The sequence below is a fragment of the Herbaspirillum sp. SJZ107 genome (assembly GCF_006715485.1).
GTDB lineage: Bacteria > Pseudomonadota > Gammaproteobacteria > Burkholderiales > Burkholderiaceae_D > Telluria.
The window spans coordinates 1,536,321-1,557,931 of record NZ_VFNH01000001.1 but is presented as its reverse complement, the minus strand read 5'-3'; the positions used below and the strand labels follow the sequence as shown (position 1 = coordinate 1,557,931).

The 21,611-nt window shown below is 67.3% G+C and carries 19 protein-coding genes; 8 read left to right on the top strand and 11 right to left on the bottom strand.

What is annotated here, in order from left to right:
* The first annotated feature begins 65 nt into the window (after positions 1-65).
* Together FBX97_RS07000 and map are read left to right on the top strand one after the other, a co-directional pair.
* Positions 66-272, top strand: coding sequence for a ParD-like family protein (locus FBX97_RS07000; RefSeq protein WP_141829832.1), 207 nt, complete (start codon positions 66-68; stop codon positions 270-272).
* A gap of 2 nt (positions 273-274) precedes the next feature.
* Positions 275-1,042, top strand: a complete 768-nt coding sequence (gene map / locus FBX97_RS06995; RefSeq protein WP_141829829.1) for a type I methionyl aminopeptidase — start codon at positions 275-277, stop codon at positions 1,040-1,042.
* On the opposite strand, the gene FBX97_RS06990 is transcribed toward map, so the two are convergent.
* Positions 1,013-2,287, bottom strand: a complete 1,275-nt coding sequence (locus FBX97_RS06990; RefSeq protein WP_141829827.1) for a TIGR03862 family flavoprotein — start codon at positions 2,285-2,287, stop codon at positions 1,013-1,015. The genes map and FBX97_RS06990 overlap by 30 nt on opposite strands.
* A gap of 153 nt (positions 2,288-2,440) precedes the next feature.
* Here FBX97_RS06990 and FBX97_RS06985 point away from each other — a divergent pair, with 153 nt between their 5' ends.
* The 4 genes from FBX97_RS06985 to dctP all read left to right on the top strand — a co-directional run bounded on the left by FBX97_RS06985 (position 2,441) and on the right by dctP (position 5,327).
* On the top strand, positions 2,441-2,827 hold the full coding sequence (locus FBX97_RS06985; protein ID WP_141829825.1) for a hypothetical protein: 387 nt from the start codon (positions 2,441-2,443) through the stop codon (positions 2,825-2,827).
* Positions 2,824-3,027, top strand: a complete 204-nt coding sequence (locus tag FBX97_RS06980; RefSeq protein WP_141829823.1) for a helix-turn-helix transcriptional regulator — start codon at positions 2,824-2,826, stop codon at positions 3,025-3,027. Before FBX97_RS06985 ends, FBX97_RS06980 begins: the two co-directional genes overlap by 4 nt.
* Positions 3,024-4,010, top strand: a complete 987-nt coding sequence (locus tag FBX97_RS06975; RefSeq protein WP_141829821.1) for an alpha/beta fold hydrolase — start codon at positions 3,024-3,026, stop codon at positions 4,008-4,010. The genes FBX97_RS06980 and FBX97_RS06975 overlap by 4 nt, the downstream gene beginning before the upstream one ends.
* 297 nt (positions 4,011-4,307) lie before the next feature.
* Positions 4,308-5,327 (top strand): TRAP transporter substrate-binding protein DctP, encoded by a 1,020-nt coding sequence (gene dctP / locus FBX97_RS06970; RefSeq protein ID WP_141829818.1) that lies wholly within the window; start codon positions 4,308-4,310, stop codon positions 5,325-5,327.
* 83 nt (positions 5,328-5,410) lie between these two features.
* Here dctP and moaD read toward each other — a convergent pair whose 3' ends face one another.
* The 6 genes from moaD to FBX97_RS06940 form a co-directional block, all read right to left on the bottom strand.
* Complete coding sequence (gene moaD / locus FBX97_RS06965; protein WP_141829816.1) at positions 5,411-5,668, bottom strand: molybdopterin converting factor subunit 1; 258 nt, start codon at positions 5,666-5,668, stop codon at positions 5,411-5,413.
* A gap of 37 nt (positions 5,669-5,705) precedes the next feature.
* Entirely contained in the window at positions 5,706-6,938 is a 1,233-nt protein-coding gene (gene glp, locus FBX97_RS06960) for a gephyrin-like molybdotransferase Glp (protein WP_141830994.1), read from the bottom strand.
* Positions 6,939-6,994: 56 nt separating this feature from the next.
* Positions 6,995-8,488: a threonine synthase gene (thrC, locus tag FBX97_RS06955; RefSeq protein WP_141829814.1), complete on the bottom strand. Its 1,494-nt coding sequence runs from the start codon at positions 8,486-8,488 to the stop codon at positions 6,995-6,997.
* Positions 8,489-8,596: 108 nt separating this feature from the next.
* Complete coding sequence (locus tag FBX97_RS06950; protein WP_141829812.1) at positions 8,597-10,000, bottom strand: L-serine ammonia-lyase; 1,404 nt, start codon at positions 9,998-10,000, stop codon at positions 8,597-8,599.
* Between the two features lie 172 nt (positions 10,001-10,172).
* A complete protein-coding gene (locus tag FBX97_RS06945) occupies positions 10,173-11,129 on the bottom strand; it encodes an NAD-dependent epimerase/dehydratase family protein (RefSeq protein ID WP_141829810.1) in 957 nt (318 codons plus the stop codon).
* Between the two features lie 95 nt (positions 11,130-11,224).
* Complete coding sequence (locus FBX97_RS06940) at positions 11,225-12,424, bottom strand: glycine C-acetyltransferase (RefSeq protein ID WP_141829809.1); 1,200 nt, start codon at positions 12,422-12,424, stop codon at positions 11,225-11,227.
* Between the two features lie 152 nt (positions 12,425-12,576).
* Here FBX97_RS06940 and FBX97_RS06935 point away from each other — a divergent pair, with 152 nt between their 5' ends.
* Positions 12,577-13,152, top strand: a complete 576-nt coding sequence (locus FBX97_RS06935; RefSeq protein WP_141829807.1) for a helix-turn-helix domain-containing protein — start codon at positions 12,577-12,579, stop codon at positions 13,150-13,152.
* 148 nt (positions 13,153-13,300) lie between these two features.
* Complete coding sequence (locus FBX97_RS06930) at positions 13,301-15,589, top strand: bifunctional diguanylate cyclase/phosphodiesterase (RefSeq protein ID WP_141829806.1); 2,289 nt, start codon at positions 13,301-13,303, stop codon at positions 15,587-15,589.
* Here the strand turns inward: FBX97_RS06930 and FBX97_RS06925 are convergent.
* The 4 genes from FBX97_RS06925 to FBX97_RS06910 all read right to left on the bottom strand — a co-directional run bounded on the left by FBX97_RS06925 (position 15,494) and on the right by FBX97_RS06910 (position 21,597).
* Positions 15,494-16,786, bottom strand: coding sequence for a glycosyltransferase family 9 protein (locus tag FBX97_RS06925; protein ID WP_255517331.1), 1,293 nt, complete (start codon positions 16,784-16,786; stop codon positions 15,494-15,496). The genes FBX97_RS06930 and FBX97_RS06925 overlap by 96 nt on opposite strands.
* A 171-nt stretch (positions 16,787-16,957) precedes the next feature.
* Complete coding sequence (locus FBX97_RS06920; RefSeq protein ID WP_141829803.1) at positions 16,958-19,144, bottom strand: prolyl oligopeptidase family protein; 2,187 nt, start codon at positions 19,142-19,144, stop codon at positions 16,958-16,960.
* A 100-nt stretch (positions 19,145-19,244) separates the two neighbouring features.
* Complete coding sequence (locus FBX97_RS06915; RefSeq protein ID WP_141829802.1) at positions 19,245-20,762, bottom strand: tetratricopeptide repeat protein; 1,518 nt, start codon at positions 20,760-20,762, stop codon at positions 19,245-19,247.
* 220 nt (positions 20,763-20,982) lie between these two features.
* On the bottom strand, positions 20,983-21,597 hold the full coding sequence (locus FBX97_RS06910) for a 3'-5' exonuclease (RefSeq protein ID WP_185748541.1): 615 nt from the start codon (positions 21,595-21,597) through the stop codon (positions 20,983-20,985).
* Between the last annotated feature and the right edge of the window lie 14 nt (positions 21,598-21,611).

Sequence of the window (21,611 nt, the reverse complement as noted above, 5' to 3'; positions counted from 1 at the left end):
TCGCCCCTTGCCGTTCGCGGCCCGTGAATATATGATTCGTATATTGACCACATACGGAACATATCATGGGTATTGTAAACATCGACGACGAGCTGCACGACCAGTTGCGCAAGGCCAGCGTGGTCTCGGTCCGCTCGATCAACGCGCAAGCGGCCTTCTGGCTGAAGATCGGCATGCTGGCCGAAATGAACCCGACGATGAGCTTCAACGAGATCGTCGAGCGCGAACTGCGCGCGGCCGGGGTCGTCACGCAACGGATCCGGGCGGCCTAGCGATGACCAAGCGTCCTGAAGAAATCGCGCTGATGGCGGAATCCGGCCGGCTGCTGGCGGCCGTGTTCGGCGAGCTCGACAAACTGAACCTGATCGGCATGTCGACCATGGCCGTCAACGACCTGGCCGAACGCTTCATCGTCGACACCCTCGCCGCCCGTCCGGCCAGCAAGGGCCAGTACGGCTATGCCTACGCGCTGAACTCGTCGCGCAACCATGTGGTGTGCCATGGCGTGCCGTCGCCGTCCGAACTGCTGCAGGCCGGCGACATCGTGAACTTCGACATCACGCTGGAAAAGAACGGCTACATCGCCGACTCCAGCAAGACCTACCTGGTCGGCGAGGTGTCGCCGCTGGCCAAGCGCCTGGTGCAGGTGACCTACGAAGCGATGTGGAAAGGGATCAAGGCGGTGCGGCCGGGCGCCCGCCTGGGCGACGTCGGCCACGCGATCGAACGGCACGCGCGCCGCAACGGCTATTCGGTGGTGCGCGAATACTGCGGCCACGGCATCGGCCGCGAGATGCACGAACCGCCGCAGGTGCTCCACTGGGGCAAGCCGCAGACCGGCCTGGTGCTGCGCGAAGGCATGGTGTTCACCATCGAGCCGATGCTGAACGAGGGACGCGGCTGGGTCGATACCGAGGATGACGGCTGGACCGTGGTCACGCGCGACGGCAAGCTGTCCGCGCAGTTCGAGCACACGGTGGCGGTGACGCGCACCGGGGTACGGGTGCTGACGCTACGTCCCGAAGAAACCACGCGGCATTGATGTCGTAGGGTTCAACCATTCGAGTGCGGCACGGCCGGCGGCGCGCCCGCTGCCGAAGCAGGCCGTCAGCAGATAGCCCCCGGTCGGCGCCTCCCAGTCGACCATCTCGCCCGCCACGAACACGCCCGGCAGCGCGCGCAGCATGCCGCCGGCACCCTCCATCGCCTCAAAGCGCACCCCGCCGCCGCTGCTGATCGCCTCGTCGATCGGGCGCGCACGCACCAGCACCAGCGGCAGCGCCTTCAGCGCCTGCGCCAGCCGCACCGGATCGGCATACTCGTCCTTCGACAGGCACTCGTGCAGCAACCCGGATTTCACGCCCTTGATCCCGAGCCTGCTTTGCAGGTGGCTGGCCATCGAACGCGTGCCGCGCGGATGCGTCACCTCGGCCAGCACGCGCTGCGGGCTGTGGTCCGGCAGCAGGTCGATCCACACGGTGGCGCGGCCCTGCGCCGCGATGGCGTCGCGGATCGGTGCCGACAGCGCATACACCAGGCTGCCCTCGATGCCGCTCGCGGTGACCACGAACTGGCCCTTGCGGAACACCGGCGCGCCGTCCGGCCCCGGCATGCCGAGCGCCACGGTCGTCAGCGGCGCGCCCGCATGGCGGCTCGCGAAGTGCTCGCTCCAGTCGGCGTCGAAGCCGCAATTCATCGGCACCAGCGGCGCCACGTCCACGCTCTTTTCCTGCAGCAGCGGCACCCAGGCGCCGTCCGAGCCGAGGCGCGCCCAGCTCGCACCGCCCAGCGCCAGCACGGTGGCGTCGGCCTGCTCCAGGCGTTCGCCGTCGGGCGTGGCGAAGCGCAGCGCGCCGTCGCGCCAGCCCAGCCAGCGATGCCGCATGTGGAAGCGCACGCCGGCGTCGCGCAGGCGGTGCAGCCAGGCGCGCAGCAGGGGCGCGGCCTTCATCTCCGTCGGGAACACGCGCCCCGAGCTGCCCACGAAGGTGTCGATGCCGAGGCCGTGGATCCAGTCGCGCACCTGCTGCGGGGTGAAGCCGTCCAGCCAGGGCGTGACCTCGGCGCGGCGGGTGCCGTAGCGGCCGGCGAAGGCATCGAACTCTTCGGCGTGGGTGATGTTCATGCCGCCCTTGCCGGCCAGGAGGAATTTGCGGCCCACCGACGGCATGGCATCGTACAGGTCGACCTCGACGCCGCCCGCGGCCAGGACTTCGGCCGCCATCAGGCCGGCGGGGCCGCCGCCGATGACGATGGCGCGGCGGGATGGGGGCGGGACTCGGGACATGGCGGTGAACGGGATAGCGGGATGGAAGGAGCCGCATTGTAGTCGAGAGCGGGCGCCGACAACAGATGTAAAGGAAGCTTGACATCGGCCAGAGGCATCACTACGATGTAAAGCATACTTTACATCATTCACTTCAACCCAGGGAGAGCGGACATGCATGAAAAGCGCGTCGCACGGGCGTATCACACTGAATTATGGGTGGCGATCGGCGTCTATATCGTGCTGCTGGTCGGGTCGATCAGGCTGGCGCGTCCGATGGCCGACGGGACGCTGCGCACGGTCCTGCTGCTGTTGCCGATGCTCGGCTTCGCCCTGATGATCCGCGCCATCGTGCGCCACGTCGCCCGCATCGACGAATACCAGCGCCTGCGCATGCTGGAATCGATCGGCATCGCCTTCGCCGTTACCGGCGCCCTCACCTTCAGCTACGGCTTCCTCGAAACCGCGGGCTTCCCGAAGATGTCGATGTTCGTCGTCTGGATGGTGATGTGCGCCAGCTGGGGCGTGGTGAACCTGGTGCGCACATGGAGCGGACGATGAAGAACCTGATCCGCGAACTGCGCGCCGGCCGCGGCTGGAGCCAGGCGCACCTGGCCGAGCTGCTGGACGTCTCGCGCCAGACCGTGATCGCCATCGAGACCGGCAAGTACGACCCCAGCCTGCCGCTGGCGTTTTCCGTATCGAAGCTGTTCGAACAACCGATCGAAGCCATTTTCTTCCCCGACCAGGAGCCCGCATGAGCCTTTGCCACACCACCCGCAAACAACGCCTGATCCATGCCGCCTTCGCCCTGCTGCTGGCGCTGGGCGCCTTCGAGAAGTCACACGCCGCCGACGCCCCAGCGGACGCGCCGGCGGCGGCACCGAACCGCTTTGCCGCCACCCTGGCCCCGGCCGAACGCTTCGAGGTCGGCGGCGTGCTGGTCGAGCGCCACGGTGCCTCAGCCGGCCGGCCCCTGATCCTGATCCCGGGCCTGGCCAGCGGCAGCTGGGTGTGGCAGGACACGATCCGGGCCTTTGCCGCCAGCCATCCGATATACGTGCTGACCCTGCCCGGCTTCGACGGCCGCCCGGCCGCCCCTGCAGCGGCCGCATCGCCTTTCAGCGCCGCCCGCGCCGCGGTCGAGCAGCTGATCGCCGAACGTCATTTGCAAAAGCCGGTGATCGTCGGCCACAGCCTCGGCGGCACCCTCGGCTATGCGGTCGCCGAAGACCGGCCGGCGGCCGTCGGCGGCGTGGTCAGCATCGACGGCTTGCCGGTGATGCCGGGCACCGAAACGATGGCGCCGGCCCAGCGCAGCCAGATGGCGGCAGGCATGCGCGGCCGCGTCGCCACCGACCCGGCAGCCTTTGCGCGCCAGCAGCAAAGCTACATGCGCACCATCGGCGTGCTCGACATGGGCAAGGCGGACGCGCTGGCCCAGCTGTCGGCACGCAGCGATCCGGCAGCGACCGGCCAGTACGCGGCCGACGTGCTGAACCTCGACCTGCGCCCCGGCCTGAAAGACATCGGGGCGCCGCTGCTGGTGATCTCGCCCTACCACGACCTCGACGCCGCGCAGCAGGGCATCAGCGAAAGCGCCAAGGCCGATTACTACAAGGCCCTGCTGGAAGGCGCGCCGCGGGTGCAGGTGGTGTCGGTGGCGCCGGCACGCCACTTCGCGATGATCGACCAGCCCGAGAAGGTGATCGACGCCATCCGCAGCTTCCTCGCATCGCTGTAAACCCGACACAAGACGCCGCGCGCTTGCTGCGCCGCGGCGTCCCGCTGGAACCCTCGGGCTTCATTCTCGCCGCATCTTTTCCCACGCAATGCCGGGCTTTTCAAGCACATTTTTATGTTGCGCCGCATGAGCATTCGCTCAAATATTCTCTTGACATGTTTACAGCTGAGCCTATGCTTATACGTTAAATAATGCAAAAAAAGCGCAAACCTAAAGACGGGTGAAGAAGCGCCGCAGCAGTCGTTCAGGCGTACACGATTCGTCCGGTAGTCCGTAAGACCATCTTGGAGGATGACTATGTCGGTAGTGACTCGCAGGACAGTACTGGGCGCGCTCGCGACCAGCCCCCTCTGGCTGCAGACAGCATGGGCCCAGCCCGGCAGCCTCAGGATTTCCCACCAGTTCCCCGCCGGCAGCGTCGCCGAAGGCGATTTCCGCGACCGCCTGTGCCGCATGTTCGCCGAACAGGCCGAACGCGCCACGCGGGGCAAGCTCAAGTTCTCGATCTACCCGGCCTCCAGCCTGATGAAGAGCGAAGCCCAGATCCCGGCGCTGTCGAAAGGCGCGCTCGACCTGGCACTGGTGCCGCTGTCCTACGCCGGCGACGAATTTCCGGAAGTGAACATCGGCCTGATGCCCGGCCTGGTCACGTCCTACGACCAGGGCTACGCCTGGAAGAACATGGACGTCGGCCGCGAATTCACCCGCATGCTGGGCGAGCGCGGCATGGTGATCCTGAGCTGGATCTGGCAGGCCGGCGGCGCCGCCTCGCGCGTCAAGCCGATCGTCGACCCCGAGGATGCCGCCGGCCTGAAGGTGCGCGGCGGCTCGCACGCGCTCGACCTGATCCTCAAGGAAGCCGGCGCCACCGTGGTCAACATCCCGTCCAACGACATCCGCAGCGCCATGCAGAGCGGCGCGCTGGACGCCGCCATGACCTCGTCCTCGTCGCTGATGTCGTTCCGCCTCGACGAAGTCTCGAAATCGGTGACCACCGCGCGCGGCGGCACCTACTGGTTCATGCTGGAGCCGCTCTTGATGTCGAAGACGGTGTTCGACCGCCTGCCGCGCGACCAGCAGGCAGCCCTCCTGAAGATCGGCGCCGACCTCGAAGGCTTTGCCCGCAAGTCGGCGCAGATGGACGATGCCGCGGTGGCGGCCCAGTTCGCGGGCCGCGGCGGCCGCGCGGTGGACCTGAACGCGGCGTCGCTGCGCAAGTGGCAGGACATCGCGCGCAATACCGCGTGGCGCGATTTCGGGGAGAAGAATGCGAATTGCGCCAGGCTGCTGGCGCTGGCGGAGAAGACGGTGGCGTGATGTCCCCGCCAGGCGCAAGCTCGTCGTTCCCGGCATTGGCGGAAACGACGATGCGCACTAATCTGCAGATCAATTAAAAAGCGTCAACCGCCGGTCACCGGCGGGAAAAACGCCACCTCGCCACCTTCGGCCAGTGGCGTGTCGGCCTCGCACATCACATGGTTGAACGCCATGCGCAGCGCCCGCTCGTGCGCCAGCGCCTCGGCCCAGGCACCGCCGCGCGCGATCAGGAAATCGCGCACTGCGCCCACCGTGGCCACGCCTTCGGGCAGCGCCACCGTTTCGCCCGAGGTGCCGACGGCTTCACGCACGCCGGCAAAGAAACGTAACTGGATATTCACACACTTCCTTTCGACTTCAGACTTCCACGAACCACCATCAATAACTCAGCGCCGAGAGCGGGATGAAGCGCACCACGTCCCCGGGGGCGATCGCCTGGCCCGGCGGATTGTCGACCAGGCCATCGGCCCAGACGGTCGAGGTCAGCACGCCCGAGCCCTGGTTCGGGAACAGGTCCAGTCCGCCGCCCTCGTTCATGCGCACGCGCAGGAATTCGTTGCGGCGGTCCGGCTTGGGCCAGTTGAAGTCGGCGCGCATCATGATCGTGCGCGGCTCGACCGCACCGGTCACGCCCTGCAAACGCAGCACGAAAGGCCGCACGAACAGCAGGAAGGTGATGAAGCTCGACACCGGATTGCCCGGCAGGCCGATGAAGAACGCGGCATCGTTTTCTGCACCGCCCTCGGTGTCACCTTGTCTGCGCACTTCGCCGAAGGCGAGCGGCTTGCCCGGCTTGACCGCGATCTGCCACATGTTCAGGCGCCCTTCGGCTTCCACCGCCGGCTTGATGTGGTCTTCCTCGCCGACCGAGACGCCGCCCGAGGTGATGATCAGGTCGTGCGCGCGGGCCGCCTCGCGCAGCGTGTCGCGCGTGGCCTGCAGCGAATCCGGCACGATGCCGTAGTCGGTGAACTCGCAGCCGAGGTTCTCCAGCAGGCCACGCAGCGTGAAGCGGTTCGAGTTGTAGATCGCGCCGGGCTTCAGGGGCTCGCCCGGCATCGCCAGTTCGTCGCCGGTGAAGAACACCGCCACGCGCAGGCGCCGCCGCACCGGCAGCGTCGCCAGGCCGACCGATGCGGCCAGCCCCAGCTCCTGGCCGCGCAGGCGGGTGCCGGCCGGCAGGATCACGGCGCCGCTGCGCACGTCCTCGCCGGCGCGGCGGATCCACTCGCCCGCCGCCGGTGTGTGCTTGACGATGACATAGTCGCCATCGACCTCGCACTGTTCCTGCATCACCACCGCGTCCGCCCCTTGCGGGATCAGGGCGCCGGTGAAGATGCGGGCCGCGGTGCCGGCAGCCAGCGGCTGGCCGACGCTGCCGGCCGGGATGCGCTGCGCCACCTGCAGGCGCGCCGCGCCACCGGCACAGTCGGCCGCGCGCACCGCATAGCCATCCATCTGGGTATTGTCGGCGGCCGGCACGTCGAGGGGCGAGACCTGGTCTTCGGCCAGCACGCGGCCGTTGGCTTCCAGCGTGGCGACCTTCTCGGTCTCCGCCACCGGACGCGCGGCGGCCAGCAGGAAGTCGAGCGCTTCGCGCACTGCCAGCATCGGCTTGCGCGCCGGCTGCGCGCCACCCTGTTCCTGGACCGGCTGTCGAGCGCCGCTCACGCCGCCGCCCCCTGCGCCAGGCCGGTGTGCGCGGCGATGAATTCCTTCATCTGGGCGACGTTCGGATGCATGACGACGAAGCGCTGCGGCAGGCTCTCGATGTCCTCGAAACCGGCCGGGCGCGCGGCGTCGGTACCGAGCGCTTCCAGGATGGTCTCGTTGAACTTGGCCGCCAGCGCGGTCTCCAGCACGATCATCGGCACGCCGGGTTCGACGTGCTCGCGCGCGACCTTGATGCCGTCGGCGGTGTGGGTATCGATCGTGATGCCGTAGTCGTCGAAGACTTCGCGGATGGTCGCCAGGCGATTCTCGTGGTTCGAGCTGCCGGACTGGAAGCCGTACTGCGCGACCGCCTTGAATTCGTCGCCGTCGCTGCCGGGCGCGCCGGACAGGTCGAAGCCGCCGTGGGTCTCGACCTTGCGGAACAGCGCATGCGTGCGCTCGGCGTCGCGGCCGACCAGGTCATAGACGAAGCGCTCGAAGTTCGAGGCCTTCGAGATGTCCATCGACGGGCTGCTGGTGTGATAGGTCTCCGAGCTCTTCCTCACGCGGTAGACGCCGGTGCGGAAGAACTCGTCGAGCACGTTGTTCTCGTTGGTGGCGACCACCAGCTTGTCGATCGGCAGGCCCATCATGCGGGCGATGTGGCCGGCGCAGATGTTGCCGAAGTTGCCCGACGGGACCGTGAACGACACCTTCTGGTCGTTGTTCGTCGTGGCCTTCAGGTAGCCGCGGAAGTAGTACACGACCTGCGCCACCACGCGGGCCCAGTTGATCGAGTTGACGGTGCCGATCTTCTGGCGCACCTTGAATTCGAGGTCGCTCGACACGGCCTTGACCATGTCCTGGCAATCGTCGAACACGCCTTCGACCGCGATGTTGAAGATGTTCGGGTCCTGCAGGCTGAACATCTGGGCGGTCTGGAAGGCGCTCATCTTGGCGTGCGGCGACAGCATGAACACGCGGATGCCGCGCTTGCCGCGCATCGCGTACTCGGCGGCGCTGCCGGTGTCGCCCGAGGTGGCGCCGAAGATGTTCAGTTCGTCGCCGTTCTTTGCCAGCGCGTATTCGAACAGGTTGCCCAGCAACTGCATCGCCATGTCCTTGAAGGCCAGCGTCGGGCCGTTCGACAGGCCCTGCAGGATCAGCGTGCGCGCCGGGCCCTGCTCCAGCACGCGCAGCGGCGTGATCTCTTCGGCGGATTCATCCTCGCGCGCATTGCGGTAGACCGCCGGCGTATAGGTCTTCGCGGTCAGCGCCTTCAGGTCTTGGTCGGGGATGTCGGTGGCGAACTTGCGCAGGATTTCGTAGGCCAGCTCGGCGTACGACAGGCTGCGCCAGGCGTCGAGTTCGGCGCCGCTCACCTGCGGATAGGTTTCCGGCAGATACAGGCCGCCGTCCGGCGCCAGGCCGCCCAGCAGGATATCGGAGAAGGATTGGGGATTGCGTGCTGCGGACGCGCTGGTCGCGCGGGTGGACACATAGTGCATACGGTAGAAAGGATCCGGTTGGCTCGGGAGGACATTTATTATAGTCCGGCGGCGGGAAAGTTGTCTTTTTACCGAATAATGTTCCGTTTTATGCGTCCACCCTACACTTCAACAGGCGGCGTGGTTGACCGTCACCACGTGGATGGCCAGGCCGCCGAGCGAGGTTTCCTTGTACTTGACCTGCATGTCGGCCCCGGTCTGGCGCATGGTCTCGATCACGTCGTCCAGGCTGACGAAGTGGGTGCCGTCGCCCTTCATCGCCAGCGACGCCGCAGTGATCGCCTTGATCGCGCCCATGCCGTTGCGCTCGATGCACGGGATCTGCACCAGGCCCCCGATCGGGTCGCAGGTCATGCCGAGATGGTGCTCGATGCCGATTTCGGCCGCGTTCTCGATCTGCTCGTTGGTGCCGCCGAGTGCCGCCACCAGGCCGGCCGCCGCCATCGCGCAGGCCACGCCGACCTCGCCCTGGCAGCCGATTTCGGCGCCCGAGATCGAGGCGTTCTTCTTGCACAGCATGCCGATCGCGCTCGAAGCCAGCAGGAAGTCGCGGATGCCGCGCTCGGGATCGCTCGGGCGGCAATCCTCGGCGTAGTAGCGCAGCACCGCCGGGATGATGCCGGCCGCGCCGTTGGTCGGCGCCGTCACCACGCGCCCGCCGGCCGCGTTCTCTTCGTTGACCGCCATGGCGTACAGGCTGACCTGGTTCACCGCGTCGTGCGGCAGGCTGTTCGTGACGCCCTTGGCCGCCTGTTCACGCTCCTGGCGCCACAGCTTGGCCGCGCGGCGCTTCACGTTCAGGCCGCCCGGCAGTTCTCCCTCGGTGACCAGACCGTGGCAGATGCAGTCGCGCATCACCTGCCAGATGCGGTCGAGGCCGGCATCCAGCTGCTCGTCGGTCATGCGCGTGCGTTCGTTCGCGCGCAGCATGGCCGGGATCGACAGGCCGTGGGCCTGGCCCTGGGCCAGCAATTCGCGCATCGTATCGAAGGGGAACGGCAGCGCCGCGCGTCCGCTCTCTTCGCGCGGCGCCGGCGCTTCGGCCCTGGCTTCGCCGGCCGCGGTGATGAAACCGCCGCCAACCGAGTAGTATACGCGCTCGATCACGCTGCCGTCCGCCAGCTTCAGCACGAAACGCATGCCGTTCGGGTGCTCGGGCATGCTCGATTCCTTGTGCCAGACCAGGCCGGTCCTGGCCGTGAACGGCACGGCTTTGGTGCCGAGCAGCTCCAGCACGCCGTCCAGCTCGGCCTCGGCCAGCTTGTCCTCGACCGTGTCCGGATCGATGTCCTGCGGGGTCTCGCCCATCAGGCCGAGGATCACGGCCTTGTCGGTGGCGTGGCCGACGCCGGTCAGCGCCAGCGAACCGTACAGGTGGGCTTCGACGCTTACCGCTTCGTCGAGGTGGCCTGCTTCCAGCAGGAAGCGGCGCGCGGCGACCATCGGGCCGACCGTGTGCGAGCTGGAGGGGCCGATGCCGATCTTGAACAGGTCAAATACGCTCATGTCCATGCGCTGTCTCCTAAATACTTATGTTGATTGCTGATGGTGCGTGCGATAAATGGAAGCGCCAAAACGTCGTTCCTGCGCAGGCAGGAACCCAAGTTCGGCGATCTGCGAACAAACTTGGGTTCCCGCCTGCGCGGGAACGACGGTTTTGGGGTTCACGGTAAGGGCGAGTAACTCAGGCAGCCTGCCCAACGTCCACGTTTTCCAGCATGTCGTTCACCATCTCATCCACGCCGATGCGCGCCTTCCAGCCCCAGTCCGCGCTCGCGCGGCTGTCGTCGAGGCTCTTCGGCCACGAATCGGCGATCTGCTGGCGGCTGTCCGGCTTGTAGGCGATGCGGAAGGCCGGCAGGCGGGACTGGATCGCGGCGGCCAGTTCGCGCGGGTTGAAGGAGACGCCGGCCACGTTGTACGAGGAGCGGATCGCGACCTGGTCGCCAGGCGCCTCCATCAGCTCGATGGTGGCGCGGATCGCGTCCGGCATGTAGATCATCGGCAGCGTGGTCTCCGGGCCGAGGAAGCATTCGTAGGTTTCGCCCTTGAGGGCCGCGTGGAAGATCGCGATCGCGTAGTCGGTGGTGCCGCCGCCCGGAGGCGACTTGAAGCTGATGATGCCCGGGTAGCGGATGCTGCGCACGTCGACGCCATACTTGGCGTGGTAGTACTCGCACAGGCGCTCGCCGGCCAGCTTGCTGATGCCGTAGATCGAGGTCGGGTCCATCACCGTGTACTGCGGCGTGTTCTCGGCCGGCGTGTTGGGGCCGAAGGCGGCGATCGACGACGGCCAGAACACTTTCAGCGGCTTGCCGGCTTCGCCACGCTCGCGCGCGATTTCCAGGATGTTCAGCAGGCCGTCCATGTTCAGCGTCCATGCCTTCAGCGGCGCCTTTTCGCCGGTGGCCGACAGCAGCGCCGCCAGCTGGTAGACCTGGGTGATGCCCTCGTCGGCGATCAGCCCGGCGACGGCGTCGCGGTCGAGCACGTCGAGGCGGGTGTAGCGCGCGGCGCCGTAGACATTGTCGAGCCCGATGTCCGAGGCGATGACCTTGTCTGGACCGTGCTGCTGCGCGAGGGCGGTGACGAGTTCGCTGCCGATCTGGCCGTTGGCGCCGATGATGAGGATGCGTTCCATGCTGGTGTACCTGTTCTTTCTTGATGCGGAGGGGCTTCGTGAGCCGGCCGGCCCGCGCCGGGTAGGCGCAGTGCCGGCAAGACGATGTTGGCGATTTATTTGATCAGGCCGAGTTCGCGGCCGGCCTGCTCGAAGGCCTTCAGCACGGTGTCGAGCTGTTCGCGGGTATGCGCGGCCGACAGTTGCACGCGCACGCGCGCCTGGCCCATCGGCACCACCGGGTAGAAGAAGCCCGACAGCAGCACGCCCAGTTCGAACATGCGCGCCGCGAATTTCTGGGCGACCGGCGCGTCGAACAGCATCACCGGCACCACCGGGTGGGTGCCCGGCTTGATGGTGAAGCCGATGCGCTCGATCTCGGTGCGGAAGTAGGCGGTGTTCTCCATCAGGCGGTCGCGCAGCACGGTCGACTTGCTGATGCGCTCCAGCACCGACAGCGAGGCGCCGGCGATCATCGGCGCAAGCGTGTTCGAGAACAGGTAGGGCCGCGACTTCTGGCGCAGGGTCTCGATCACTTCCTTGCGGCCCGACGTGAAGCCGCCCATCGCGCCGCCCAGGGCCTTGCCCAGGGTGCCGGTGATGATGTCGATCTTGCCCAGCACGCCGCAGTGCTCGTGGGTACCGCGGCCGGTCTGTCCCATGAAGCCGGATGCGTGCGATTCGTCGACCAGGGTCAGGGCGCCGTATTGCTCGGCCAGTGCGACGATCTTGTCGAGCTGGGCGATGGTGCCGTCCATCGAGAACACGCCGTCGGTGACGATGACTTTATGGCGCTTGCCGGCGTCCGTGGCGGCCTGCAGCTGCTTTTCCAGGTCCGCCATGTCGTTGTTGGCGTAGCGGTAGCGCGCGGCCTTGCACAGGCGGATGCCGTCGATCAGCGAGGCGTGGTTCAGGGCATCCGAGATGATGGCGTCGTTTTCGTCGAACAGCGGCTCGAACACGCCGCCGTTGGCATCGAAGGCGGCCGCGTACAGGATCGTGTCTTCGGTGCCGAGGAAGCGCGACAGCGCCCCTTCCAGCTCCTTGTGCACGGTCTGGGTACCGCAGATGAAGCGCACCGACGACAGGCCGTAGCCGTATTTTTCCAGCGCCGCGGCAGCGGCCTGCGCGGTCTGCTCGTCGCCCGACAGGCCGAGGTAGTTATTAGCGCACATGTTGATCAGGGTGCGGCCGTCCTGGGCTTCGACTGTCGCCCCCTGGCGCGAGGCGATCACGCGTTCGGGCTTGAACAGGCCCTCGGTGCGGAGCGTGTCGAGTTTCTGCTGGAGGGCGCCGTAGAAGGCCTGGTCGCTCATGTGCTTGTCCTTTGCTGGAGAATGTTGTAACGTCTGGTCAAAGAAAACGCGTTCGATGTATTGTACTTATTTACTATATCGAACCGAAATTCAATATAGTGAATCTTACTCCCGGCCATTCAAGTTGGCAAGCCGCACCCAAGAACATCAGAATGAACAACGTAGTAAACAATAGCGCCCCGCCCGAAGTCGGCGCCACCCTGCAGCGCATGCGCCTGGCGCGCGGCCTGACGCTGGAGGACCTGTCGCGTATCGCCGGCGTGTCCAAGTCGATGCTGTCGCAGATCGAACGCGAAAAAGCCAACCCCACCATCGCCATCACCTGGCGCCTGGCGAATGCGCTCGGCGTCCAGATCGGCGAACTGCTGTCGTCCGAGGTGCGCAGCGCGGAACTGATCCGCGTCGTCGACGCCCACGAAATCCCGACCCTGCCCGGCAGCCATGCCGGCTACTCGCTGCGCATCCTCGGTCCAATGGACCTGGCCGGCAAGTACGAGTGGTACGAGCTGACGCTGGCGCCCGGCGGCGAACTGGCGTCCCAGCCACACGATCCGGGCACCAGCGAACACCTGACCGTCCTCACCGGCGCGGTGGAACTGGAAGTGGGCACCGAAAAGAAGAAAATCAAGCACGGCGGCACCGCCCGCTATCCGGCCGACCAGGCCCACGTGATCCGCAATGCCGGCAAGACCGAGGCGCGGGCACTGCTGGTGGTTGTCCAGCGCTGAGCCGCGGGACGGTCGACGCTGCCGTTCAGTTTCCGTAACGCGACAAATTGTGAAAAATGATGACAGGGGGCAGTTTCACATTTAGACTGTTTCCCTACATCAACTAGGTGAGCCACAAGGAAAGTCCCGGGCCTGCCACATATGCCGCATGCCCAGCCGTCACCACATCGCGCAATGGCGCGCCCAGATCTTCTCTTCCCTGCTGTCGGTCGTGCTGGTCATCGGCACAATCGCCGCCGCCCCCTGCGTTCCCCTCCTGATTCGCCAGGGCATGTGGCCGGTGGCCGTGATGGACCTGGTGGTGCTGGGCTGGATCTTCGCCATCCAGCGCCTGACCCGCCTGTCCTATACGGTGCGCGTCATGAATTTCCTGGCGCTCGGGGTCGTGCTCGGCATCGGCCTGCTGCTGACGGTCGGCCCGATCAGCATGAACTACCTGATGGCGCCCCCGGTGCTGGCGGTCATCCTGCTGGGTACGCGTCCGGCGCTGATCCTGCTCGGGCTGGGCAGTACCAGCATCCTGGTGCTGGGCCTGACCGGCCAGGTGTCGATGCATGTGTCGACGCTCGAGCATGACCCGATGCTGGCCACGCTGGTCACCACCCTCAACTTCGCCTGCATCGGCGCCCTGGTCACACTGACCTCGGGCACCCTGCTCAAGGGCCTGTCGCGTTCCCTGTGCGAGGCACGCGGCACCGCCGACGCGCTCGCAGCCGGCCAGGCCGAGCTGCACGCGGCCAATGCCGAACTGCGCCTGACCTCGACCGCGCTGGCGCGCCTGAACGACCTGGTGATCATCGCCAAAGTCGATCCGGCACCGGGGGCGCCGCAGCCGATCATCTTCGTCAACGACGCCGCCCTGCGCCGCTCCGGCTACGCGCGCGCCGAGATGATCGGGCGCAGCCTGCGCATGCTGCACGGCGCCGACACCGATCCGGCTACCGTCCGCCGCATCGTCGACGCGATGCGCCGCAACGAGCCGGTTCGGGCGGAAGTGATCAACTACACCAAGGGCGGCGATTCGTACTGGGTCGAAATGGAAATGCTGCCGTTTTCCAGCGAAGGTGCCGCCATCACCCACTGGGTCGTGATTGCGCGCGACATCACCGAGCGCCGCCATTCGGCGCAGGCGATCCACCAGCTGGCCTTCTTCGACGTGCTGACCGGCCTGCCCAACCGGCGCCTGCTGATGGAACGGCTCGACGTCATGGTGGCCGGCAGCCACGCCGGGCGCGGCCTGGGCGCACTGGCCTACATCGACCTCGACAACTTCAAGAAGATCAACGACGCCTGCGGCCACGCCGCCGGCGACCAGCTGCTGACCACCGCGGCCGCGCGCCTGCGCGGCGCGGTGCGCGCCCACGATACCGTGGCGCGCCTGGGCGGCGACGAGTTCGTGATCCTGCTGGAGGGCCTGGACGCCGATCCGGCAGTGGCACGCCGGAATGCGCTGGCGGTGGCCGACAAGGTCCGCATCGCGCTGTCGCAACCGATGGAGATCGAGGGCCAGTGGTACCAGTCCTCGGCCAGCATCGGTGTCGCGCTGGCGCTGGGCGGGCGCGAAAGCGCGCATGACCTGATGCGCGAGGCCGATACCGCGATGTACCACGCCAAGGCCGGCGGGCGCAACGGCGTGGTGATGTTCGAAACGGCGATGCTGGCCGACGCCGAGCGCAAGCTGACACTGGAACGCGACCTTGCCAACGCGCTCGACAACGGCGAACTGGCGATGCACCTGCAGCTGCAGGTCGACCACACCGGCGTGCCGGCCGGCGCCGAGCTGCTGATGCGCTGGACCCGCCCCGACGGCCTGGTGCCGCCCGACCTGTTCATCCCGATCGCCGAGAGCAGCGGCCTGATCGTGACGCTCGGCCACTGGGTGCTGCGCCAGGCCTGCGCCGCCTGGCTCGCGCTCGACGCGGCCGGCCATGCGCTGCCGCTGTCGATCAACGTCAGCCCGCTGCAGTTCCGCCAGCCGGACTTCGTCGCCAGCGTGCGCGCCACCCTGCGGGACACCGGCGTGCCGCCGGACCAGCTGATCTTCGAAGTCACCGAAGGCCTGCTGGTCGACGACATCGACCAGACCGTCGCGCGCATGCACGAGCTGACCGCACTCGGCATCCGCTTCTCGATCGACGATTTCGGCACCGGCTACTCGAACCTGGCCTACCTCAAGAAGATGCCGCTGTACGAGCTGAAGATCGACAGGAGCTTCCTGCGCGACACCCCGCACGACGTCAACGGCAACGCGCTGGTGCAGTCGATGCTGGCGATGGCGCGCCAGCTCGGCCTGCGCGTGGTGGCCGAGGGCATCGAGACCGACGCCCAGGCGCAGTTCATTTCAACCAATGGGCGCGCCTGCATGCAGGGTTACCTGTTCTGCCGGCCGATGCCGCTCGACGCCCTGATCCGGCAGCTGGCCACCGCCACCGCCTGAGGCCGCCGGCGGGCGCGCATCCAGCACCGCCAGCACATCCTCGACGCCGATGGCGGTGACCCAGTCGTCGCGCTCGGCCAGCATGATGACGGTGCTGTTGCCGCTGTCGATCGGCACCCATTCCGGCGTGGTGCAGCGCATCAGCGCGATCACCGGCACCTTCACCGCATTCGCCAGGTGCATGACGGCGGTCTCGACCGAGATGACCAGGCTGCACAGGCGCATCACCGCCGGCAGCTCGAAGAAATGCGCCTCGGCGCTGAACAGGCGCACCCGCTCGAACGCGGGGTCTTTCTGGCGCCGCACCATGCGCCGGGTCTCGGCCAGCGCTTCCGGCACCGTGTTCACGATGAAGGCCGCCTCGCGCCATTCCGGACGCGCTGCCATCGCCCGGATCAGCGCCGCCACGTGCTCCAGCGGCCAGGTGCGGTCGGGCGACTTCGAAAAGGCGTTTACGAACACCGCCGGCCGTTCGCCGATGCCCCACTCGCCGAACTGCGCCCGCGCGCGCGCCTGCCACTCAAGCGGGATGTCCAGCACCGGGAAGCGCGCCTGGCGCGGGATGTCGAGGCCGAAGAAGCGCGCGAACCAGTCGGCGTAGATGTCGCTGATGTGCTGGCCGCCGCAGTGGCCGGCCCGGTACAGCGGCACGCTGCCGTTCAGCCGGCGGTAGCTGGTATGGCGCGACAGGCCCTTGAACCAGCGCTCGGGCGCCTGTTTCAGGCCGACGATGAAGCCGCGCGGACTGATCGAACGCGCCATGCGTGCGTAGCGGTGGCCGTCGACCACGGTCAGCGTAGCCACCAGCGGATAATCCTGGGCGCGGGCTTCCTGCAGCGACGCGGCGAACGTCGCCGGGCTGTAGGTCTTGTCGTAGACTTTGGCGATCCATGGACAGGCGGCCAGCCAGTCGAACAGCGCGTATTTCTGCAGGTGCGGCCAGGCGGCCGGATCCTTCGTGCGGCGGCGCTCGTCGACCCAGAGGTGGATCTCGATGTGCGGCCAGGCCGCCTTGAAGGCGCGCAGGCAGCTCTGCAGGTAGGTGAAGTCGCCGATCGCCAGGTGCGTCACGAACAGGATACGGCTGGCGCCCGCCAGCAGGGCCGGCGCGACCAGCGGCGCTGCCGGCGCGCCCGCCATGGTGGATGGGGGCGATGCCGCCGGGACGGGTGGGAGCTGGGAGCGCGACCTGAACAAACCATTCCTTTCGAAACGAAAAAAGGCCGCACCCCGATGTCTGCAGGCACGGCCGCGGGCGTTCAATTATGCGGGAGGGCTGTGCGCGCCGGGCACAGCCATTACAAATTTTACGCAGACTTACTTACTTAATTACTTACTTAATTACGTACTTATTTACTCCTTGTTGATTTACTCGGCCCCGCCGGCGACGCTTGGTGCATTGCCGCCGACCGTATCGTCCATCTTCAGGGATTTACTCAGGAAACCCCAGATATCGGCCACTTCTTCGATACGCTTGCCCGTCGGCTTGCCGGCGCCGTGGCCCGCCTTGGTGTCGATACGGATCAGCACCGGATTGCTGCCGGCTTGCGCGGCCTGGGCGGTGGCGGCGAACTTGAAGCTGTGCGCCGGCACCACGCGGTCGTCGTGGTCGGCCGTGGTGATCAGGGTGGCCGGGTAGCAAGTGCCCGGCTTCAGGTTGTGCAGCGGCGAGTATTTCACCAGTGCCTTGAACTCGTCCGCGTTGTCCGACGAGCCGTAGTCCGAGGTCCAGGCCCAGCCGATCGTGAACTTGTGGAAGCGCAGCATGTCCATCACGCCCACCTGCGGGATCGAGGCGGCGAACAGGTCCGGCCGCTGGGTCATGGCGGCGCCTACCAGCAGGCCGCCGTTGCTGCCGCCGTTGATGGCGAGTTTGCTCGGCGAGGTCACCTTGTTGTTGACCAGCCACTCGGCGGCGCCGATGAAGTCGTCGAACACGTTCTGCTTGCCGAGCTTGGTGCCGGCTTCGTGCCAGCGCTGGCCGTATTCGCCGCCGCCGCGCAGGTTGGCCTCGACGAACACGCCGCCCATCTCCATCCACGCCAGGTAGGCCGGCGAGAAGCCGGGGGTCAGCGAAATGTTGAAGCCGCCGTAGCCGTACAGCAGGGTCGGGTTGTTGCCGTCGAGCTTCAAGCCTTTTTTCGACACGATGAACATCGGCACCCTGGTGCCGTCGCGGCTGGTGAAGAACTGCTGGCGGGTCTCGTAGTCGGCCGGGTTGAACAGGAGCTTGGGCTGGCGGAACACGGTGCTCTGGCCGCTCTTCATGTCGAGGCGGTAGATGGTGGTCGGCGTGGTGAAGCTGGTGAAGGCGAAGAAGGTCTCGTTGTCATTGCGCTTGGCGTCGAAACCGGACACGCTGCCGATGCCGGGCAGCGCGATCTCGCGCACCGGTTTGCCCTTGAGGTCGGTGACCTTGACCACGCTGCGGGCGTCGGCCAGGTATTCCAGCACCAGCTGGTTGCCGATCATGCGGCCGCCCTGCAGGGTCTGCGCGCTTTCCGCGACCACGGTCTTCCAGTTGGCTTCCTGCGGCTTGCGCAGGTCGATCGCGACCACGCGGCGGCGCGGCGCGGCCTTGTCGGTGCTGAAATAGAAGGTGTCGCCGACATTGTCGATGAAGTCGTAGGCGGCGTCGAACTCCCCGACCAGCGGCAGTACCTTGCTGTCGGGCTTGCTCAGGTCCTTGTAGAACACCTTGTACTTCGGCGAGGTGTCGCGCGAGGCGGTGATCAGGAGGTAGCGTCCGTCGTCGGTGGTGTGGCCCGCGAGCTGCCATTCCTTCTGGTCGGGGCGGTCGTAGACCAGCACGTCGGCTTCCTGCGGCGTGCCTACCTTGTGGTAGTACAGCTTCTGGAAGTAATTGACGTCGGCCAGCTTGGTCGCTTCCTTCGGCGCGTCGTAGCGGCTGTAGAAGAAACCCTTGCCGTCGTGGGTCCAGGACGTCGACGAGAACTTGACCCACTTCAGGTGGTCGCTCAGGTCCTTGCCGGTCTCGATGTCGCGCACCAGGATCTCGTTCCAGTCCGAGCCCGAGGCCGCAGTCGAATAGGCCAGCAGCTTGCCGTCGGGGCTGACGGCGGTATCGGCCAGTGCGACCGTGCCGTCGGCCGCCAGCGTGTTCGGATCGAGCAGCAGGCGCGGCGTGTCCGACAGCGAGGCCATCGTGTACAGCACCGCCTGGTTCTGCAGGCCGTCGTTGCGGGTGAAGAAGTAACGGCCGCCTTCCTTGAACGGCACGCCGTAGCGCTCGTAGTTCCACAGCTGGGTCAGGCGCTGGCGGATCGCTTCGCGTTGCGGGATCTGTGCCAGATAAGCCTGGGTCACCTTGTTTTCGGCGTCGACCCAGGCCTTGGTGTCGGCACTGTTGGCGTCTTCCAGCCAGCGGTACGGATCGGCGACCACGGTGCCGTGGTAATTGTCGGTCTGGTCGACTTTCCTGGCAACCGGGTAGCTCGGCGGCGTGCCATCCGCGGGGCAGGATGCGCCAATCGAGAGCGGCGCGGCGAACACGGCGGCCAGGGCGGCCACGAGGGTGAGACGTTTCATGGGCATGGGACTCTTGGGCAAGGTTATCGTAGATGCTACAAAACAATGATAACGCGAATTGCCCAACAGACAAACCAGTGACTGCCCCGCCCGCCCCGGGGCCGCTTCAGGCGGCGCGGCGCTCCGGACGCTCGACGCCACGGGCACGGCGCCAGGCGCGCTGCATGTCGACCGCGCTGTCGATCTGCTGCGGCGACAGGCGGCGTGCGACGATGGCCTTGTTGGCGCTCGCCGCCGGATCGCCGGCGTCGGCCGCCAGCAGCATCCACATATAGGAACGCACGGTATCGCGCTCGACCCCGCGTCCGCTGTTGTACATGCCGCCGAGGTTGTACTGGGCCAGCGCATGGCCCTGCTCGGCCGCCAGGCCGTACCAGTGCACCGCGCAGGCATCGTCCTGGCGGACGCCCTGGCCGTTGGCGTACATGACGCCGAGGTTGTTCTGGGCGCTGGCGTCGCCCTGCTCGGCGGCGCGCCGGTACCACGCGACGGCGGCGCTCTCGTCGCGCCGCACGCCCTGGCCATGCGCATACATCACGCCCAGCGTGAACTGGGCGTTGGGCGCCCCCTGCTCGGCCGCCATGCGGTACCAGTGCAGGGCACGCGCCGGGTCGCGCGCCACGCCGCGGCCGTGCGCGTACATGTTGCCGAGGTTGTACTGGGCCAGCACATGGCCCTGCTCGGCCGCGCGCGTGGTCCAGGCCAGCGCGCGCCCTTCGTCGCAGTGGCCGCTGCCGCCCTTGCCGCCGGACAGCAGCTGGCCGAGGCTGAACTGGGCTTCGGCATCGCCCTGGCGTGCGGCGCACTGCAGCCAGGTGTAGGCGCCCTGCGGATCGCAGCCGGCCACGCCGTCCAGGCAGGCCAGCCCGAGCAGGCGCTGGGCCGCCGGGTGGCCGCGTCCGGCGGCGCGCCGGAACCAGTGCAGCGCCTCGGCTTCGCCGCCGGCGCCGTTGCCCGGACCGCTGCCGCTGCCGGCAGGGACGCCGCCGGCCAGGCCTTGGCCGCGCCGGTACATCAGGCCGAGTTCGACCTCGGCGGCGGCATCCTCGAGCACCGCAGCCTTGCGGAACCAGGCCATCGCCAGCGCGTGGTTGACGGCCACGCCCTCGCCGTTCAGGTAGCATTCGCCGAGCAGGCGCTGGGCGCTGGCGAGGTCCTGCTCGGCCGCCTTGTAATACCAGGCGACGGCCTGGTCTGGCTGGCGCGGCACGCCGCGGCCATTGCGGTAAAGGTCACCGAGATTCTGCTGGGCCGAGGCATCGCCCTGCTCGGCCGCCAGCCTGAACCAGTAGGCTGCGAGGCTGTCGGAGCGCGCCACCCCGCGGCCCTGGCTGTACATGCTGCCGAGATGATTCTGGGCAAAGGCAAGGCGCTGGCGCGCGGCACGGGCCAGCCACAGGCAGGCCAGGCCGTCGTCGCGGGCGACACCGGCACCGTTCTTGTACAGCAACGCCAGGTTGAACTGCGCGTAGGGATTGCCGCGTTCGGCCGCATGGGCGAACCACGCCAGGACCGACGCATCGTGCGCAGGTTCGGACCGGCGGCCGGGTTGGGGCCGGGAATCGCGTCGCGGGCCGGGCTGAGGGTCCGGTTGAGCATCGGGCTGGGAATCGGGGGGCTGCATGCTGGTTTCTCCGCAAAGCCGGGCGAGGCAGCAGCGCGTACGGGCACGCTGCACAATTCGCAATTATTGGCAAAAGTCTAATAAGACGATGCTTTACGGATTTGATCTACGACAAGTGCGTAGGGATGGACAGCGCGAAAAAGCGCTTCTGGAGCGCATGCAGGAAGGATAAAGACGGCCTACGGCGCCGCCGGCCCGGGTCCGGCGGTGGGCGCCCGGCTCAGCGGTTGGCGCGGCGGTCGGCCGCATACTTGCCGACGAAGCCATGCACCTTGGCAGCCGCCAGGCGGTTGATCGAGACCAGCAGGTCCGGCTCGACCTGGCCCAGGCCGTAGGAGCGGTCCAGGTGGCGGCCGATGTGCAGCAGCAGCTCCGCCGCGACTTCGGCGTCGGCCTCGGCGCGGTGGGCACGGCCGTTGAAACGGATGCCGAGCGAGCGCGTCAGCAGTCCCAGCTTGTAGCTGGCCAGGCCCGGGAATACACGGCGCGCCAGTTTCAGCGAGCACACCAGGTCCGAATGGCGGCAGGCGTGGCCCAGCAGCGCGCCCTCGGCTTTCAGGAATTTCTCGTCGAAGCTGGCATTGTGGGCGGCCAGCGGGTCGGCGCCGATGAAGTCGATCAGCTCGGGCACGACCCGGTCGACCGGCGGCGCGCCGTCGACCATCTCCTGGGTGATGCCGGTGTACTCGACGATGAAGGGCGGAATGCGCACGCCGCAATTGACCAGCGAGACGTAGCGGTCGACCACGCGGCCGCCGGCGATGCGCAGCGCCGCCACTTCGGTGATGCGGTCGCCCGCTTCCGGCGACAGGCCGGTGGTCTCGAAGTCGAGCATGACGATGGGGCGTT